We start from the raw sequence: 18,409 nt of genomic DNA, 5'->3' as shown, positions 1-18,409 counted from the left end.
GTGGCTCATTCGTGATGTATGAAGTGATGTGTTACTTCGACATATAACTTCGCTATGTTCTTATGGCTCGCAAGCCGGCGTAATCCAACCTACTTGCAATCCGCTGCGCTTCCATTTATCCGGCATTGGTGCATCGCATATGATGGCGGTGACCTTGCTCATGTCACAGATGCGGCACAGCTGTGTCTCCCCGAGCTTGGTACAATCTCCAAGCACATATGCCTGCTCGGACTGCTCAATCATTAAGGTGGAGCAGATCGATTCTTCCATGTCGTAATCACTGATTCCCGCTGGTGTCATTCCTGCACAGGAGATGAATGCCTTATCGAAGTGGAAGCGTGTAAGCAGTTCACAGGTTAGGGCGCCTGCAATCGATTTCTGCTCTGGATGCGTAACTCCCCCGAGTATAATGACTTTGCCGTCAAATCGTTTGGCTTCCAGCCGTTCCATGAGCAGTTCGGCAGCAGGAATAGAATTCGTCACGATCGTAACGCCGACGACACCGCGTATGGCGCGAACAAGCTCAACAGTCGTCGTGCCTACATCGACCACGATTGTATCTCCATCTTGAATGAGCGCGGCCGCAGCTTCCCCGATTGCTTTCTTTGCCGACTGCTTGATGCTTCGTTTTTTATCAAAATGAGGTTCAATCTTCATATGCGAATACGCAACTGCGCCTCCGTACACGCGCTTAAGCATCTGCTTCGCTTCCAACTCGTCGAGATCCCTGCGAATGGTTTCGGGCGTAACCGTTAATACGCTGGCGAGGGAAGCAACTTGAATTTTGCCATGTCGATTCAGCTGTTCTAAAATATGCTGTCTACGTTCTTCAGGCAGTAGCATCATGAAGCGGAATCACGTCCTTCGGATGGAGGTATACCGTCGTGGTAGAGCCGACGCTCACCCAATCGGAATTGCGATGAATCTGATCGACGACGACATGCTGACCCTGAACCGTTAGTTCCATACGCGTAATGTTGCCAAGCATGGTCACATTGCGTACCGTTCCTGTTACGGCCATGCCGCCAACGAGCGGCTGCTCGCAGAACGTCTCTGGCCGAATGGCATACAGCTTGCTGTCTGCAAGCGTGTAGTCTGGTACGATTTGCCCTAAGGCTTCGGCGTTCCATACGTTATAGCTGCCAATGAATCTTGCGACGAACTCGCTGCTTGGCTGCATATAAATCTCCTGCGGTGAGCCATGCTGCGCGATATTGCCTGCATTCATGATGTATATGTGATCACTGACGGACATCGCTTCTTCTTGGTCATGCGTAACTAGTACTGTTGTCATGTTCAATTCACGTTGAATGGAACGCAGCTGCTGCTGCAGGTTTTTACGAATTTGCGCGTCAAGCGCACTAAGCGGTTCGTCCAGCAGCAATACCTTTGGTTTCGTAACAAGCGAGCGGGCAAGTGCGACACGCTGCTGCTGCCCACCAGAGAGCTCACGGGGGAAAGACTTCTCCTTGCCTTGAAGCCCGGTGAGCTCAATCATTTCGCCAACTGCCTGGCGAATCGCATCACGCGGCATCTTCTTCATCGTCAAGCCGAAGGCAATATTGTCGGTTACCGTCATATTGGGGAACAGCGCATAGGACTGGAACACCATGCCGATCTCCCGATCCTTCGGTTCGATCCCTGTCACATCTTTACCATCGATGTGAATCGTTCCGCCGTCGAGCGGAGTCAGTCCAGACAGGATGCGAAGCAATGTGCTTTTGCCGCAGCCGCTTGGGCCGAGGAGTGTCACCAGTTCGCCTTTTTGTATATGAAGATCAATGCTGTTCAGCACCTTTTGTTTATGGAACGTCTTGATTACTTGATTCATCTGTACGTAGCTCATTTAAGAAGCCTCCCTGCTCATTGTTGCTTGGGTAGTCGGAATGCTGCTGCTCACGATGTCTTCTTCAGGCTCTGCGACTGGCTTGGAAGTGCGGCCCGTCAGCTTCACGATCCACGCGCTCAATATGGCCATCAGAATGAAGTAGGTTACGGTAATGGCGCTCGCGATATGGCCGCTCTTGTTCAGCTGTGCATACAGGAAGAGCTGCATGGTCTCGAAGCGTCCTCCGACGAGAATATTAATGAGCACGAACTCTCCGAATAGAATCGAGAAGGAGAGGAGTGCAGATACAAGAATGCCCGGCATAATGTTCGGAACAATCACGCGCAGGAATGCTTTCATGCGGCTGGCCCCCAGTAACTCGGCAGCTTCCATCAATGATCCTGCCTGAACAGCGCGCAAGCTGTTGCGCGTCCCTTGGTACATGAACGGCAGCATGCCGATGACATAGGCACCGAAGACGATGATAATCATGGAGAAGCCTTTGCCAGAGTAGGCGCGAATCAAGCCGACAGCCATAATAACGCCAGGAACGGCATAGGTAAGCATGACGAGCGTTTGAACCCAGCGCTCCAGCTTCGGTGCGTACAAGGAAATCGCGAACGTAGCCGGCACGATAACGATTACCGCTGTTACGGTAGCGACGCTGCTGAGCAGCAGGGAACGACCGAATGCCTGCATGAAGCGTGTATCCTGGAACAGCTCTCCGAACCATTTCAATGTTAAGCCTTCGGGTAGAATGGTTTGATTCCATGATGTCGCCAAGGAATAGAGCATGGTAGCGATGACCGGAATGAACAAATAGAGCAATACCGCTGCAAAGGCGAGCGTTGGCAGAGAATGAGCCAATCGTTTCATCGCAGATCCCTCCGAACTTTGCGCGTTAGCCATTCATTGACGAGCATGGCTGCAAGCAGCGTCAAGCCGAGCAGTACGCCCAAGGCGCTGCCGAGCTCGGGACGAGCGAAGATGTCTCCCGAGACGAGTGCGCCGATACGTACAGGTACAAGGTTATAGTTGCTTCCTGTCAGGGCATAAGCTGATGCATATGCACCCATGGCATTCGCGAACAAAATACTGAATGTGCCCGCGATTCCCGGCAGAAGTACAGGCAGACCGATACGCTTCCAAAATTGAAACGGTGATGCGCCCAGCAGGGAAGCGGCTTCCTTCCAGTTGTCTTGAATCGCATGGTACATCGGATAGAGCAGCATAATGGCCAGCGGAAGCTGGAAGTACACATAAATAACGGTCAATCCCGACCATGAATACAGATTGAATGATGCCGTCATATCAATGCCGAATTGGCGGAACAGCAGCGTGAACAGTCCGCTGTTGCCAAGCAGGACAATGAAGGCGAAGGCGAGCGGGATGCCTGCGAAGTTCGATGTCAGGTTCGTAATGACAAGCAGCCGCTCTTGTACGCGCTTCGGAAAACGGGTAAGGGCATACGTTGCAAATACGGCGGCAATGATGCCGATAAGGCTGGACAGCAGGGAGATGAGAATACTGTTCTCAAATGCCTTCCAGTAATAAGGGTTCGTAAAAATTTCTTTGTATTGATTGAATGTAAATGCCCCGCCGCCATCCTCTTGAAAGCTTCCCGAAATCATCGTGAAGAGCGGGACGAACATGAATAGCGCCACAAAGATAAGCAGCGGGATAATCGTGATGTACAGCATGCTGTTGATCCGTTTCATGTGCGTACTCCTTTCCAAAATCAGTACTTCCTGATTTACTTCGTGATAAAAAACTTCTATCGAGGTAACTCATGATGAGCGACCGCGTCTAAAGGTATGTTTTTTTCCATTCTAGAAAGCCTTCGTGCCACACTGCACGTAATCTTTCTAGAATGATCAAAAGTTCGCTTTTCAGCACCGAGAAGGTTGCATAAACTCGAAGCATATGCTTCCGATGAGAGTTTTGCTTCACAAAACTTGTAACGAGCAGCGGAGTGTAGGCGAGACTACATGAGCAGCTAAAATGTTTCCGAAGGAAACATACTTCGAAAGCAGACACTATTCGAGAGTGAATGCAAGATTCGATGCCGAGTTACTTCTTGAATCACTCCGTGATAAAAAAACTTCTATCGAGGTAACTCATGATGAGCGACCGCGTCTAAGGGAATGTTTTTTTCCATTCTAGAAAGCCTTCGTGCCTCACTGCACGTTAACTTTCTAGAATGATCAAAAGCGAATTGGTGAACAAAAGGCGTCCCCTTACGGAGACGCCGGCCTGAACTCCAACATAGATAGCGGCTGCATCGCTTCCGATGGGGCAATGCCGAGCAAGCGGCAGGCGAGCGGCGCCAACTGCAATTGAGGTACTTCCTGTTCATAGACGCCAGGGGTCACCAGATTGCTAATGACAAACAGTGGAACATGGCGTTCGGCGTCTGTCGTTCCGCCGTGATTGCCATCATTGTTCATGCCATGGTCAGCCGTAACAATAATCTGATAGCCTGCCTCCATCCAAGCTGGCAGCACGCTTGCAAGAATAATGTCCGCCGCCAGTGCCCGGTTGCGGTATTGCGCCGAATCCCCACTGAACTTATGTCCGTCATCATCGATGTTCATCGAATGGACGTACAAGAAGTCTGGAGCATATTGCGTGAGCAAGAAGTTCGCATCAGCGAACAAGTGCGAGTCAGGATAGTGATCTTCGAAGTAGAAGATGCCATGCTGAATCGGCTTGTCTGTATCAAGCTGAATGCGATCAACAGCTGGTTGAAATGGATCTGAGTTATACAGTTCGCTTACCCAATAGTAAGAAGCAGTCGCGTTCGTAAGTCCTTGTTCCCGAGTTAAGTGGAACAGACTGCGCTCGTGCGATAACCGCACAGTCTGGTTCGTTGCAATTCCGTGGCGCCATACCGGAGTTCCGGTCATCAGCACCTCATAGAGCGGGCGAGACAGGCTTGGCAGCTCGGAGCGCACTTTGTAGCGCGCTGCCTTGCCGTATTCCACCAAGTGATGCATATATCCCATTTGCGTGACGGCGGTGTCATAGCGCAGGCCGTCCAGCATGATGAAGATGAGCTTATTGGGATTGTGCGAGCGGTTCGTGATGTTATTTGACATGAATGAGTACCTGCTCCTGCCACAGCTGTGGGAGCTGCTTCGTTGTTTCTTCCCATGCCTTCAAATCTTTCACGGGCTGTGCATTTTTGTACATTTCATCCGGGAGAAGCATTGCCTTTGCATCGACAGCCAGCTTCGCGTTGGAGCGGATTGGACGAGCATAGCCACGAGCCAAGTTGGATTGTCCTTCATCGGACAAAATGTATTCACGTGCCAGCATCGCTGCATGCGGATGCTTCGAGTACTTGTTAATAACCGTTGCATAGCCGCTTGTTGCAGAAGCTTCCCGCGGGATGACAACTTCGAAGCGGTTCTTGTCGATTTTGTCACGGTAGCCTAGTGCGTTGAAGTCCCACAGGAATCCAACTTCGACTTCGCCCTTTTCCAAGTTCGCAAGACCTGCATCATTGGAAGCGAGACGGCCTTGTTTCGCCAGCTCTGCGAAGAAGTCGATGCCCGGTTGAATGTTCTTCTCGTCACCGCCGAATGCGTAAGCAGCCGCAAGAACAGCGAATTGTGCCTGGTTTGCCTTCATCACGTCGCCAACAGCGACTTTGAATGTTCCATTTTTAATGTCTGCCCAAGATTTCGGCGGGTTTGCCACTTTGTTCTTATCAGAAATGATGGACAATGTACCTGTGTAGCCGAGCAGCCAGTGTCCTTCATCATCTTTAGCCCAGTCCGGAATGTCGTTCCAGTAAGATGTTTTGTATGGCAGCGTTAGACCTTTTTGCTTCGCAAGCGGTCCGAATGCGATACCGACGTCGCCGATATCAGCGGTTGCGTCGTCTTTCTCCGACTCGAACTTCGCCAGTTCTTCAGCACTGGACATATCCGTATCCGTATGTTTCAAGCTATATTTCGTTCCTAAATCGTTCCACGTTTGCACCCAGTTCGCCCAAGTGTCAGGCATGCCGACCGAGTTGACTTGCCCTTCTTGTTTGGCCTTTTCCACAATTTGATCCAAGGTCAGCTTGGAAGCGTCGACTGCTTCGTTCGCAGCTTGTCCAGATGAGCAGCCTGCAAGTAAGAATGCGGAAGCAAGTACGGTTGCTGTCCATTTCATGAAACGATGAGTTCGCATGAGTTCATGACTCCTTTTTCATTTAGTTTTCATTTTGTTTTTCTTCTGTTTACGCCTCTAATCATAAACAAACAAAGTTAAACCAACATCAAGCGGGTGATAAGGTATTGTAAAGGCGGAACCGGAACAGGTTCTCGTCGTCAGAATGGCATTGGTGGAAGAAGTATGGCATGGATATGAAAAATATGGATCATTGTATGGATGGACACGTAACAAAGAGTATTGGTATTTCTAAGAATGGGGGAGAAGGATTTTGTCTAGGCAAACGATTGCGATCGTAGGAGGAACAGGTACAGTAGGGAAGCATGTGGCTGCGACAGCAATTGAGCAAGGGTATTCGGTTCGCATTCTGGCTCGTCGTCCAGAGCGAGTCCAATTGAAGTCACCGCACGCCATTATAATAGAAGGAAACGTATCGGACGAAACTGCAATTCGTTCCCTCCTGGCAGGCAGTAATGCTGTAGTCAATGCATTTGGTCAGCCAATGCGGGACAAGCCAATCTATAGTGAAGTGACGCTGCGCTTGTTGAAAACCATGAAGGAAGCAGGTATTCGAAGGTACATTGGGGTTGCAGGAGGATCGCTTGATATTGAAGGGGATCGCAAGTCCTGGATGAACCGAATGGGCGCACGCTTATTTCGCTTACTTTATGGGGACTTTATTCGGGACAGGCAGCGGGAGCTCGGCGTGCTTCGGGATAGCGATCTGGATTGGACGCTTGTGCGATTGCCGTTCGTGCATGAACGCGATGTCATGAAGTCAGTAAAGGTTGATCAATATGATATGCCGGGTACGAAAATATCAAATACCCATATTGCACGGTTTCTCGTAGATCAGGTACAAGACGCTGCTTTTTTGCGTTCAACACCGTTTATTTCACAATAATATTCCTACTAATGGAATGGGATTTTACCAACATTTGCGGTATAATCTTGAATGAAGAAGACGATCTACGTTATACTCTTCTCACTACAAATCTCGTGTAAAAAGGGAGTTAGCGAAATGGAAAAGGTACTTATTTTCGGACATAAAAATCCAGACACCGATACGATTTGCTCCGCAATCGCATATGCAGACTTGAAAACACAATTGGGCTTCAACGTTGAACCGGTTCGTCTTGGCAGCGTGAACGGAGAAACACAATTTGCTTTGGATACCTTCCAAGCAGAAGCGCCTCGTCTGGTAGAGACGGTAGCGAATGAAGTAAAAGGGGTTATTCTTGTTGACCATAACGAGCGTCAGCAAAGCGCAAACGATATCGAACAAGTGGAAGTGCTTGAAGTTATCGACCACCACCGCATTGCGAACTTTGAGACAAGCGGTCCATTGTACTACCGTGCTGAGCCTGTAGGCTGCACAGCGACGATCTTGAACAAAATGTACAAAGAAAACGGAAAAACGATCAGCAAAAACATCGCTGGCTTGATGCTGTCCGCAATCATCTCGGATTCCTTGCTGTTCAAATCCCCAACTTGCACGGAGCAAGACGTAGCAGCTGCTCGCGAGTTGGCTGAGATCGCTGGTGTAGACGTTGAGAAGTACGGATTGGACATGCTCAAAGCTGGTGCTGACTTGAGCCAGAAAACAATTGCTGAGTTGATCTCTCTTGATGCGAAAGAATTCTCCATGGGCAGCTCCAAGGTTGAAATCGCACAAGTAAACGCAGTAGACGTGAACGATGTACTGTCCCGTCAAGCTGAAGTGGAAGCGGCTTTGAACGACATTATCGCAACGAAAGGTCTTGACCTCTTCGTATTCGTGGTAACAGATATCTTGAACAGTGACTCTGTGGCGCTGGCACTTGGTTCCAAGACAGACGCAGTTGAGAAAGCGTACAATGTTACGTTGGAAAACAATACAGCATTGCTGAAGGGCGTTGTTTCCCGTAAGAAGCAAATCGTGCCTGTACTGACAGATACGCTTAGCAAGTAATTGATGTCATCCTATATGAAGCAGATGATTTCATCTGTTATACAACGGCTGTTTCCCTGATGGGAAACGGTCGTTTTTTATTGGAGGAGGTTAGAGGGTAGAGGGGAAGGGAACAGGATAGAGGGATCTATTACCATTTGTAGAATACGTAAGGGATATGTTCTCTATGATGATGAGCCAGATTTACTCGTCTTGAGGTAAAGGAGGCAATTAAATTGGATTGTTCCATCCCAGATACGATTTTGCAGCGAAAAGGTGCAACGAAAGAAGCAAATATTCCAGTTGAAGTCCAGCAGCTATTACATTCAGGAATAATAGAAAGCGTGAATTTAACAGAGTGGCTTGCTGTAGATCATATGACTTTGCTGGAGCATGTATTGCCGGAAGTTGGCTTAGAGAAGAAGCTTCCCGATCTGCTTCTAGAAATAAAGGAAACGGATAGTATACGCGGCATGAAGGCGATACGGCTTATAGGGCAGCAACTCTATGAATTTTGCAGCACAGAGGATGCGCCCGTTACAGATTCCAAGCCGTTTATGGCGATCGCCGAACATCGCTCAGATTCCGTTCGATGCTGGGGGGCTTACATGGCAGGCGGTGATGAGTCCATGTCTATCGATGAAGCATTGTCACGTATTCATCGATTTGCGGCCGACTCTCATTTCGGCGTTAGGGAGATTGCATGGATGGCTGTGCGCGCTCATATCGAGTCGAATTTGTCGGGGGCCATATCCATCTTATCCACTTGGACATCTGATACGGATGCCAATGTACGGAGATTCGCTACGGAAGCGACGCGCCCACGAGGCGTGTGGACGAAGCATATTGAGGCATTGAAGCAGAGCCCTTGGCAGGCGCTTCCGCTGCTAGAGCCTCTCAGATCTGATCCGGCGAAGTATGTGCAGGATTCGGTTGGCAACTGGCTGAATGATGCGAGCAAGACGAATCCGGACTGGGTAAGGGAGCTGTGCGAGCGCTGGACGAATGAGTCTGACTCAAAGGCAACAGCGCGAATTGTAAGCAAGGCTCAGCGAACCTTGCAGAAGCAGGTATAGCAGACCGGAACAGCAGCAGCTTGGTCGACTTTACCGATGTCATATCGTATCCGCTGGCAGCTTCTCCAGCGGATATTTTATTTTGATCCGCTTCCCCATTCTTTCGCGACTATTTCGAATCTCTAGGTACTCGCTCGATTCGCATTTCCGTTTTCGATTCAGTTTACCCCTTATCAATCTATCTCCGAAGCTTCCTCTGAATTTTTCTTTGTTCGGTCTGTACAGTTTTTCTTGTATCCCTCCCTCTTTTTGCGTTGCTCTTTGTTTTATTTAGAGCTTTTCGTCTTCCATCGTTCTAGCATCAAGAACTCTCTCTTTATGTTTTCCCCTCAGTCGGCGTTTTTAATATGAGCCTATCAGTTATAAATAAACTAATTCCATGAGTCCAGAAGGACTCAATGACCGTAATGTTGCTTTGTCATACCGCTTATAGGCAGGGGTTGAACCTCTACTCGCGTCACCTTTTATGCTAGTACTTGAGAAATTCAAGTAGAAAGGTGACAATCGATGAACAAACCAACACGCAAAGAAATTGCAATCGTCCAATTCATGCTGGCCATCTCATTAATTCTTGGCGTCCTGCCACCTCTTGTAATGTTCCTCGTGACAAGAAGGACAGAATCGTATTATCGTGATGCTAGCCGCACAGCATTGAATTTTCATCTAACCATTTTGCCGTGCTTTATTGTGAGCTATGCACTGCCGCCATGGTTCAAGTACATAGTCTTACTTGTTGAAACGGTGATCATTTTATATGCGATGATAAGGATTGCGCTTAAGAAAGCCTATCGTTATCCAGCCATACCTTACCTGAAAAAGTAGACAGAATCGAGGATACCCCATGACAACCGATATGCTGACGATCGGGCAGTTGTCTGCCCGCACAGGAATGACCATTCGAACGCTTAGATACTATGACAAGCTTGGGCTGCTAACACCAAGTGATTACAAAGAAGGCGGACACAGGCTGTACAATGCAGATGATCTCAGCCGCTTGCAGCAAATCCAAGCATTGAAGTTCATCGGTTTTTCCTTGAAAGATATCGCTGATTTATTAGACAAGCCACAGGTAGAACAAGCGCATATTCGCAGCGTGATTGCGTTCAAGAAAAAGGAGCTTATAGCGGAGCAGGAGCGGATTCAGCTCATGATAGATCAATTGGATCATATGGGGACGATCATTTCGAATCATCCTATCATTGATTTGCGGTTGTTCTGCTTTATCGTGCATTCGATTCTGTGGGAAGAAGAGCACATAGAGTCGCACAACCTAGAGGGCAATCCGATTTATAATTTTCGCAATGAAGAACGTGCAGAACTGGATCGAAAGTATTTTGCATTGCTCACGGAATTGAAACAGCTGATTGCAAGCCAGGTAAGTCCAGATTCGGGGGAAGCACAGAGTTTCATGCAGCGATTTATGGAGCTGTACGAATATACCGTTGCGAAAATAAGCCCTGCATCGGTGGCGCAGGCAGATGCACCAACGGATCAATCAAACATCCTCATTCCATTTACAGAGGAAGAACAGGAATTTCTAATAGAGGCGTTCCAAGTGATGTCTGGTAACCAAGAGAGGTAATAGATACATTAGGCTTGGCGGCGAACTGGATCTTTGCAACAAACGCTTTCAGAGGGCGCAAGTATATTTCCATTCCTATGGAGCCCCGGGATTGTCGCTCATCGGGCCTATCGTTAAATGGGGCTGCTCTCAATGAGATTCTATCTCTGGAGCAGCCTCTTGTTGTGCGTGTGGATGAGCGATATGAACCCTATAACGGTTCGGCGCTATAGCAGCAGCTTGGCTGCAATCGGATAATGATCCGATGCAAGTGAAGAATGAATAACCGTTCTATCTCCGATATTTCCCGATTGATGATTGACGAATATGTAATCGAGCGTCTCGACAGCATTGCCTGCAGGGAAGGTGAAGGCATCATGCTCATCTGCGAAAGCGCTGCAGAATGCTGGAGACATGCTAGCAACTTCAACAGAGTCTGGATGTGCATTGAAATCTCCCGTAATGATGCACGGTTCCATTGTATGGCTCGCGACGATGTTGATTATCTCCTTCACTTGTTCGACCCGTTCCGATTGTGCTAATCCCAAATGTGTAGTGTAGAAATGTAGATTTATTCCGTCTACATCAAGAACAGCTGCAAGCAGACCGCGCTGTTCGCTCTCATCGCTGCTGAGCGGGTAATGCTGATGTGAAAGGATCTGTTCAGCGAGCACCGCGATGGTATCCTCGTAATTACTTCGAGCCGAATAATAACGGTCGACCTCTTGCAAACCGATGATGTCTGCTCCAGACGCACGAATCACTTCCACGATGCGGTTCGCATCATACATGTGATCCATTCCTTCACCATGTCGTATGTTGTACGACATGACCGACAACGCAATCTGCGATGTGGACATGATCTCACCCCTTAATTACGCCAATCATGACGACTCTTTGACAAATTACTTTTGCAAAAACGAATATAACAGCACAGGTAGGCGGCAGCAATCGTTATCGCTAGATTAATAACAGCTTCTATAATCATATAAGAAACTCCCTTGGCAGTGTTATGATTTGTCCCTTATTGGCCATAGCTTTTTCGTGGGACAATCTTCTGTGATTAACTGGACTTATATAGCCTGGTGTTCCATAAATTTATGTAAGCTGGCAATAAATAATTGACAATATATTTTGAATTGATATACTAAGTATAGTGTTGCAATTGATAATCATTATCGATCCTGTTTTTATATTGTCGCTGTGCACCATAGTGAAATAGAGATAATCATAATTTAAGTCACGCATAAAAACATACATAGATAATAATTTCATCAATTCAATAATCCGTTTGACTATTAAGATTATATAAGGGGAGAGTATGGGAAATGGGAAAATTTAAAGTAACTGTTTTTTTAGCAATTTTTGTTGTAATGTTGGCAGCTTGCTCAACTTCAAGTAATGGAAATGGAAAAACGGAAACAACTGGGCAAGAAAACCAAGCTGCTAAAGCTTCAACGGTTGAAATTACTGATGCTCATGGAAAAGTTACTGTTCCTGTAAACCCTAAAAATGTAATTGCTTTGGATAGCAGAACTTTTGAAACTTTGGCTGATTGGAACATTAAATTAGCAGCTGCTCCAAAGGATGTAATGCCTAAGGAATCACCGTATGTAAAAGATGAAGCAGTTCAAAACATTGGGAATCACCGTGAACCAAATCTTGAAATTATCGCAGCTGCAAACCCTGAACTTGTCATTGTCGGTCAAAGATTTGCTAACCATTATGAATCGATAAAAAAATTAGTGCCGAATGCAGTCGTTATTGATCTGAATTTTGATGTTTCTGAGAAAGCTGATAAGCCTGGGGAAAACTTAGTAAAAGGACTTAAGGATTCCACAATTATTTTAGGACAAATTTTTGATAAAAATGAAGAAGCTAAACAATTGGTAGCTGATTTTGATAAATCTATCGAAGACGCTAAGTCTGCCTATAACGGAACGGCTACAGTTATGGGTGTTGAAGTTTCTGGTGGGAATATTGGCTTCTCAGCTCCACGTTTTGGACGTGTTTGGGGACCTATGTTTGAAATGTTTGGATGGAAACCAGCTTTAGAAATTGCAAATGCTACATCAGGTCATAAAGGTGATGAGATTTCTGTTGAAGCTATTGCAAAAAGTAATCCGGATTGGATTTTCGTACTAGATCGTGATGCTGCAATATCTTCTGAAAGTGAAGCTGTTCCCGCAAAAGATGTGATTAATAATTCACCTGCTCTTCAAAAAGTAACTGCTGTTTCTAAAGGACAGATTATATTCGCACCAAATGACACTTATACAAATGAATCAATCCAAACTTTCATTGAGATCTTTAAAAACATGGCAAGTACTTTAGCTAAGTAGTCTAAAGGAGCATAACATCGTGCTGAAAAAGACAATACAAAAAATTTCTGGGGTTGAGAATAATTCTCAACCCCGGCTTTATAACCATAACAAGTTATGGACAAAACCCTTTATATTTGCGATTATCGTTGTTATTATTTTAGGAATTATATCTCTATTTACCGGAGTTTATGATATACGCGGACAAGAGGATGGAATGGAGATGTTTTTCATTACTCGTGTTCCAAGAACAGCTGCATTAATGCTTACTGGGGCTGCCATGGCCATGGCAGGACTTGTTATGCAACTTATTACACAGAATCGTTTAGTTGAGCCTACCACAACAGGAACTATTGAATGGGCGGGTTTAGGACTTCTTGTTGTTTATTTATTATTTCCTGCACCAACGTTAGTTCTAAGAATGACGGGTGCAATTGTTTTTTCTTTTATAGGAACTATGATTTTCTTTTTATTTTTAAGAAGAGTGAAACTTCGTTCGTCTTTAATTGTCCCAATTATTGGGTTGATGCTTGGAGCTGTCATTTCTGCAGTTTCCACTTTTATTGGACTCCTTTTTCAAAGTACGCAAAATATTGAATCTTGGTTTGTAGGTTCTTTTGCGGCAGTCCAAATTGGAAGATATGAATATTTATGGATCATTGTTGTCGTTACGTTTCTTATTTTTATGTATGCGAATAGACTGACTTTAGCTGGACTAGGGGAAGATGTTGCAACAAGTCTTGGAGTCAATTACAATAGAGTCGTTCTTTTGGGTACGGGTCTTATTTCTTTAGCAGTTGGAATTGTTGCAGCTGTTATCGGAAACTTACCTTTTTTAGGATTAATTGTCCCCAATATTGTTTCCATGTTTAGGGGAGACGATCTTAGAAGTAATTTGCCTTGGGTATGTGTGATAGGAATGGGTACAATAACGGTTTGTGACATCATTTCTCGAACAATTATCATGCCTTTTGAAGTACCTGTATCTTTAATACTCGGAATAATGGGTGCAGTCGTATTTATTGCTATTTTGTTGAGACAAAGAAAACCAAGGAGGCTAAGATGAACGCATTGGAATATAGAAATAACGACAATGTCGTTATCGATTCTAGCCTTCATAACAAAAATAGATCAGCTAGAGCTTTTCGTTCTAAGCAAGAAGAAAAACGTTATTGGATATTGCTCATAACATTACTTGTTTTGGGCCTCCTTTCTTCATATGGACTTTTAGTTTATAACAATCCAGTTCCGATAGATTCGCCTTCTTTTATTCCAGTTGCTAAAAGAAGGATGGTAGCTCTTGTTGCCATGATTATTGCTGCCATTTGTCAGAGTTTATCCACTGTTGCTTTTCAATCGATTACGAATAATAGAATTATTACCCCTTCACTTTTAGGCTTTGAATCACTATACTCAACCATTCATACGAGCACCATATTTTTCTTTGGTGTTGGTGCATTGGTGAATTTTACTGGTATTGTACCTTTTATCATTCAAGTTATTGTTATGGTCATGATGAGTTTGATCCTTTATGGGTGGTTGCTGTCTGGAAAGTACGGAAACTTGCAGCTTATGCTTTTGGTTGGAATTATTATCGGCACTGGGCTAAGATCTGTGTCTTCTTTTATGAGAAGACTTCTTTCGCCTTCTGAGTTTGATATTTTACAGGCAAGATTGTTTGGGTCTGTTAATCATGCAGACGCTGCCTATTTTCCTATTGTAATTCCTATAGTAATCATTGTAGCATTGTTAATTCTTGCTCATTCTAAGAATCTAAATGTATTGTCACTTGGAAAGGATGTCTCTACTTCTTTTGGAGTAAAGCATCAATCGAGTATCATTTATACGCTTATATTAGTTTCTATTTTGATGTCAATTTCAACGGCTTTGATTGGACCACTTACTTTCTATGGATTTTTAGTTGCAACTTTGACTTATCAAGCAGCGCCAACCTATGATCATAGATATGTTTTTCCAATGTCTCTTGCTATAGGGTTTTTGATAATAACCGGTGCATACTTCTTAATGTATCATGTATTCAATGCCCAAGGCGTCGTTTCCGTTATTATTGAATTATTTGGTGGAATCATATTCTTAATTGCAGTTTTAAGGAAGAGGGCTCTATGATAAAGATTGATAATGTTAGAAAATTGTATTCGGACAAGGTGAAAATAGGTCCTTTGAATATTGAAATACCAAAAGCGGGTCTCACTTCATTAATTGGACCAAATGGTGCTGGAAAGTCTACGACACTTTTGATGATTGGAAGACTTTTGGATTTGGATGAAGGCCAAATTAAGGTAGCGAATATGGATGTTACTGAATCTAAATCAAAAGACTTAGCAAAGATTTTAACGATTTTGCGTCAAGAAAATCATTTTGTAACGAGGCTTACGATTAGACAACTAGTTGGATTTGGACGTTTTCCTTATTCCAAGGGAAGATTAACGAAAGAAGATGAGGCTATTATTTCTAAATATATCGATTTTTTAGGATTGACTGATCTAGAAAATAGATATTTAGATGAGCTTTCTGGTGGTCAAAGGCAAAGGGCATATGTAGCAATGGTTCTGTGCCAAGAGACTGAATATGTACTTTTGGACGAGCCGCTGAACAATCTTGATGTTGCTCGTTCTGTTCAAATGATGGAGCATTTGAGGCTTGCTGCTAATGAATTTGGAAGAACAATTCTGACTGTTATGCATGATATTAATTTTGCAGCCAAATATTCTGATCGAATTTGTGCAATGAAAGATGGACAAATTGCCGCTTTTGGAACAGTAGAAGAGGTTATGGATCCAGAGGTTTTGACAGATATTTTTGAAACGAAAATAGAAATTATTGATGGTCCCTATGGGCCAATTGCGGTTTATTAGTTAGACGGGATTGTCAAGCAATGTGCGACAGCTCATTCATGAAAGCTTCGTTATCAGGTATCCAACCTAGACATTTACAAGGGCGATTGCCGTTCTCATTGAAGCCTTGGTCTTCTAATTTACTACGTTAAAATATGCTAAGATGGGTGTAGCTCATGTTTGTTCTTCTGTATGAATGGGTGTATGGTGACTCCCATTTTACACGAATCTGACATGAGCCTTTTTAGCTGTTGCACTCCATAGTACAATCCGCCATCTAAAAAAATGGATCGGAACACAGTGTGCTGATTTACACTCTCTAGGTCTATGCTTGAAAAGCTGGGCCGGGTCAAAACGAAATACGACCTGTTGGAGCCGTAACAAAAGTTAAGCCACACTTAAGGGATGATTCCTGTATCGTACAGGGGTCATCCTTTTTTAACGCTTTTGGTTCTTGCGCAAGTCGCTAGTCCCTTGATTCCGTCCTTCTCGTAGGCTATCTTCCAACAATCTGCGTACTGATCCACTCGCTTTATGGGTACCAGTTTATATTGATGCAGGTGAGCCGGTACCTCTTTGCGCCGATTGTGGGAATTTGGCAAGATTTTAATTGATGATGATAGGAAGAGCGATTTATAATGATAAATGGGTAAATGTGGGTTTGTGATGAATTGGAGGGGAGATTTACATGCATTTGGAGCAAATTGATATGTTCGATTTAGCTTTTAACAATGCATCGATCGGGATGGCGATCGTCTCGCTGGAAGGACGATTTATGAAAGCAAATCAAGCCTTATGCGATATGATCGGCTATACAGAAAGTGAATTGCTCTCTCTGGACTATCAGCATATTACCCATCCAGACGATCTGGAAGAGAGTATCCTACATATTCAGCAGCTGCTGGACAGACAGATTTCGTCTTTTCATATTGAGAAACGTTACATAGGCAAGTTAGGAGAAGTGATATGGATGCTGCTTACCGTATCGCTTGTCCTGGATAAGAGCGGCAAGCCGCTTTTCTTTTTTTCTCAATTTCATAATATTACGGTATGCAAACAGACAGAGCGAGTGCATCTGCAGACGGAAGCGATCCTGAGGGAGAAGGAGGATTCCTTCCAATCGTTATTGGAAATGCTGCCCCTCGCTGTCATCGTGACGCATAATGGAATTATACATTATATGAACCGTGCCTCGATTAATTTAATTGGTGCGGATGAAGCAGCCGGCATTCTTGGCAAGCCAGTGCTTGATATTGTTGAGCCTACGAATCACAACCTTGTGTATGAGCGAAGACGCAAGTATCGGGAGGGTATTAAGCTCGGGCCAGTAAAATATGATATCCGATGTGCAAACGGAGAGATGAAGCGGGTTGAAGGTTTCTCGCTGCCCACGACATTTCATGGGGAGAAGGCGACTATAGGGGTCTATCAAGATATAACCGATCGGAGCAAGGAAGAGGAGCGAATGCTGCAGTCCGAGAAGTTGTCCATCGTGGGGCAGCTTGCTGCCGGCATTGCGCATGAAATTCGGAATCCACTGACGTCGATTAACGGCTTCCTGAAGCTGATGCGTACGATGAAGACAGATAAGGAGCAGTATTTCGATATCGTGGAATCCGAGCTGAAGAGCATCGAAGTAATTGCCAATGAGCTGCTCATTCTCGCGAAGCCAAATGTGGTCAATAGTCGAAGGACAGATCTGATCCATCTCATGGAACAAATCATCGCCTTTATGAGTGTGCAATCCACTTTGAAGAACAGCAATATTGTAACCGATTTATCGGAAGAAGCGCTTTGGGTGGATTGTGAACCGAATCAGATCAAGCAGGTGTTCATTAATTTGATCAAAAACGCAATCGAAGCGATGTCAGGGGGAGGCAGCATTTATGTACGAGCCAAGCTGGAGGGCGACTATGCGGCTATATCCATACAGGATGAAGGCTGTGGGATTCCAGCAGATAAAGTGAGCAGACTGGGTCAGCCTTTCTATACGACGAAGGATACAGGGACAGGGCTAGGACTGATGGTGAGCTACAATATTATTGATAAGCATGGCGGCTCCATTGAGGTGGATAGTGTGATTGGTGTAGGAACCACATTCATCATTCGATTACCGCTTGTCCAAGTCAAGGATGGGGAAGACGCTGTGTAACAGCTCAGCTTATCTGACTATTTCGTTCCATTCGTATATCGTGGTGAACCCCTTCCATGAAGAATTTTGGATTGATTCCAGTGAGTTGGTTGTTGAAAATAATGGGATAAGATGAATGGGGAGGGGAACAGTTCAATGGGCTATAAGCAAGCATTGGAACGTTACATCGAAGCGACAAATACGCATCAATTCACAAATGTGCAAGCATGTTTGGATGATGGTGCCGTGTACTGGTTCTCGGATCGTACCTGCTCAACGATGGCTGAGATTAGGGCGTATTTCGAACATGCGTGGGACGTGATTCAGGATGAAGTCTATTGTGCGACAGATGTGGAGTGGATCGCCGTGGACGGACAGACGGCTGTCTGTTTGTACACGTATCAGTGGAGCGGCCTTTATCAAGGGAAGCAGGCAGCAGGGAGCGGAAGAGCGACCAATGTGTTCAAGCAAACCAGTGGCGAATGGAAGCTTGTGCATGAACATTTGAGTGCACTGAAATAAGAATGTCTTTTACGTAAAAAA

At 45.1% G+C, this 18,409-nt stretch carries 18 protein-coding genes; 11 read left to right on the top strand and 7 right to left on the bottom strand.

Annotated features, from left to right (window positions below):
• Nucleotides 1–60: 60 nt before the first annotated feature.
• The 6 genes from BP95_RS0110755 to BP95_RS0110730 form a co-directional block, all read right to left on the bottom strand.
• Entirely contained in the window at nt 61–846 is a 786-nt protein-coding gene (locus tag BP95_RS0110755) for a DeoR/GlpR family DNA-binding transcription regulator (protein WP_028532145.1), read from the bottom strand.
• Complete coding sequence (locus BP95_RS0110750) at nt 830–1,846, bottom strand: ABC transporter ATP-binding protein (RefSeq protein WP_028532144.1); 1,017 nt, start codon at nt 1,844–1,846, stop codon at nt 830–832. The genes BP95_RS0110755 and BP95_RS0110750 overlap by 17 nt, the downstream gene beginning before the upstream one ends.
• On the bottom strand, nt 1,847–2,704 hold the full coding sequence (locus BP95_RS0110745; protein ID WP_028532143.1) for an ABC transporter permease: 858 nt from the start codon (nt 2,702–2,704) through the stop codon (nt 1,847–1,849).
• Nucleotides 2,701–3,546 carry an ABC transporter permease gene (locus tag BP95_RS0110740; RefSeq protein ID WP_028532142.1) on the bottom strand — a complete coding sequence of 282 codons (846 nt, stop codon included), beginning with the start codon at nt 3,544–3,546 and terminating at the stop codon, nt 2,701–2,703. The genes BP95_RS0110745 and BP95_RS0110740 overlap by 4 nt, the downstream gene beginning before the upstream one ends.
• Before the next feature lie 519 nt (nt 3,547–4,065).
• The gene (locus BP95_RS0110735) at nt 4,066–4,926 is read right to left on the bottom strand and encodes an alkaline phosphatase family protein (protein WP_051614053.1); all 861 of its coding nucleotides are present in this window, start codon (nt 4,924–4,926) and stop codon (nt 4,066–4,068) included.
• Nucleotides 4,916–6,010, bottom strand: coding sequence for an ABC transporter substrate-binding protein (locus BP95_RS0110730; RefSeq protein WP_028532140.1), 1,095 nt, complete (start codon nt 6,008–6,010; stop codon nt 4,916–4,918). The genes BP95_RS0110735 and BP95_RS0110730 overlap by 11 nt, the downstream gene beginning before the upstream one ends.
• Nucleotides 6,011–6,263: 253 nt before the next feature.
• Between BP95_RS0110730 and BP95_RS0110725 the strand changes: the two genes are divergently transcribed.
• From BP95_RS0110725 to BP95_RS0110705, 5 genes are all read left to right on the top strand, one after another.
• Nucleotides 6,264–6,896, top strand: a complete 633-nt coding sequence (locus BP95_RS0110725; protein ID WP_021254788.1) for an NAD(P)-dependent oxidoreductase — start codon at nt 6,264–6,266, stop codon at nt 6,894–6,896.
• Nucleotides 6,897–7,013: 117 nt separating this feature from the next.
• A complete protein-coding gene (locus BP95_RS0110720) occupies nt 7,014–7,943 on the top strand; it encodes a manganese-dependent inorganic pyrophosphatase (RefSeq protein WP_021259578.1) in 930 nt (309 codons plus the stop codon).
• Nucleotides 7,944–8,158: 215 nt separating this feature from the next.
• Nucleotides 8,159–8,998 carry a DNA alkylation repair protein gene (locus BP95_RS0110715; protein WP_197035286.1) on the top strand — a complete coding sequence of 280 codons (840 nt, stop codon included), beginning with the start codon at nt 8,159–8,161 and terminating at the stop codon, nt 8,996–8,998.
• A 507-nt stretch (nt 8,999–9,505) separates the two neighbouring features.
• On the top strand, nt 9,506–9,820 hold the full coding sequence (locus BP95_RS0110710; RefSeq protein ID WP_028532138.1) for a DUF4870 domain-containing protein: 315 nt from the start codon (nt 9,506–9,508) through the stop codon (nt 9,818–9,820).
• 19 nt (nt 9,821–9,839) lie between these two features.
• On the top strand, nt 9,840–10,580 hold the full coding sequence (locus BP95_RS0110705; protein ID WP_028532137.1) for a MerR family transcriptional regulator: 741 nt from the start codon (nt 9,840–9,842) through the stop codon (nt 10,578–10,580).
• A gap of 206 nt (nt 10,581–10,786) precedes the next feature.
• On the opposite strand, the gene BP95_RS0110700 is transcribed toward BP95_RS0110705, so the two are convergent.
• Nucleotides 10,787–11,419 (bottom strand): endonuclease/exonuclease/phosphatase family protein, encoded by a 633-nt coding sequence (locus tag BP95_RS0110700; protein WP_028532136.1) that lies wholly within the window; start codon nt 11,417–11,419, stop codon nt 10,787–10,789.
• Nucleotides 11,420–11,887: 468 nt separating this feature from the next.
• On the opposite strand from BP95_RS0110700, the gene BP95_RS0110695 reads away from it, so the two are divergent.
• The 6 genes from BP95_RS0110695 (at nt 11,888) to BP95_RS0110670 (ending at nt 18,388) form a co-directional block, all read left to right on the top strand.
• Nucleotides 11,888–12,901: a siderophore ABC transporter substrate-binding protein gene (locus BP95_RS0110695; protein WP_028532135.1), complete on the top strand. Its 1,014-nt coding sequence runs from the start codon at nt 11,888–11,890 to the stop codon at nt 12,899–12,901.
• Between the two features lie 34 nt (nt 12,902–12,935).
• Entirely contained in the window at nt 12,936–13,946 is a 1,011-nt protein-coding gene (locus BP95_RS0110690) for an ABC transporter permease (protein ID WP_090510075.1), read from the top strand.
• Complete coding sequence (locus tag BP95_RS0110685) at nt 13,943–15,007, top strand: iron chelate uptake ABC transporter family permease subunit (RefSeq protein ID WP_021254780.1); 1,065 nt, start codon at nt 13,943–13,945, stop codon at nt 15,005–15,007. Before BP95_RS0110690 ends, BP95_RS0110685 begins: the two co-directional genes overlap by 4 nt.
• Nucleotides 15,004–15,756, top strand: a complete 753-nt coding sequence (locus tag BP95_RS0110680; protein WP_021254779.1) for an iron ABC transporter ATP-binding protein — start codon at nt 15,004–15,006, stop codon at nt 15,754–15,756. The genes BP95_RS0110685 and BP95_RS0110680 overlap by 4 nt, the downstream gene beginning before the upstream one ends.
• Nucleotides 15,757–16,423: 667 nt before the next feature.
• The gene (locus BP95_RS0110675) at nt 16,424–17,887 is read left to right on the top strand and encodes a PAS domain S-box protein (RefSeq protein ID WP_028532133.1); all 1,464 of its coding nucleotides are present in this window, start codon (nt 16,424–16,426) and stop codon (nt 17,885–17,887) included.
• Between the two features lie 135 nt (nt 17,888–18,022).
• Entirely contained in the window at nt 18,023–18,388 is a 366-nt protein-coding gene (locus BP95_RS0110670) for a YybH family protein (RefSeq protein WP_021254776.1), read from the top strand.
• Nucleotides 18,389–18,409: the final 21 nt, after the last annotated feature.

The organism is Paenibacillus sp. UNC217MF (assembly GCF_000686865.1).
In the GTDB taxonomy this organism is placed as follows: Bacteria; Bacillota; Bacilli; order Paenibacillales; family Paenibacillaceae; genus Paenibacillus_B; species Paenibacillus_B suaedae.
Note: the sequence above shows the minus strand (reverse complement) of the source record. Positions and strands in the feature narration are given on the sequence as shown.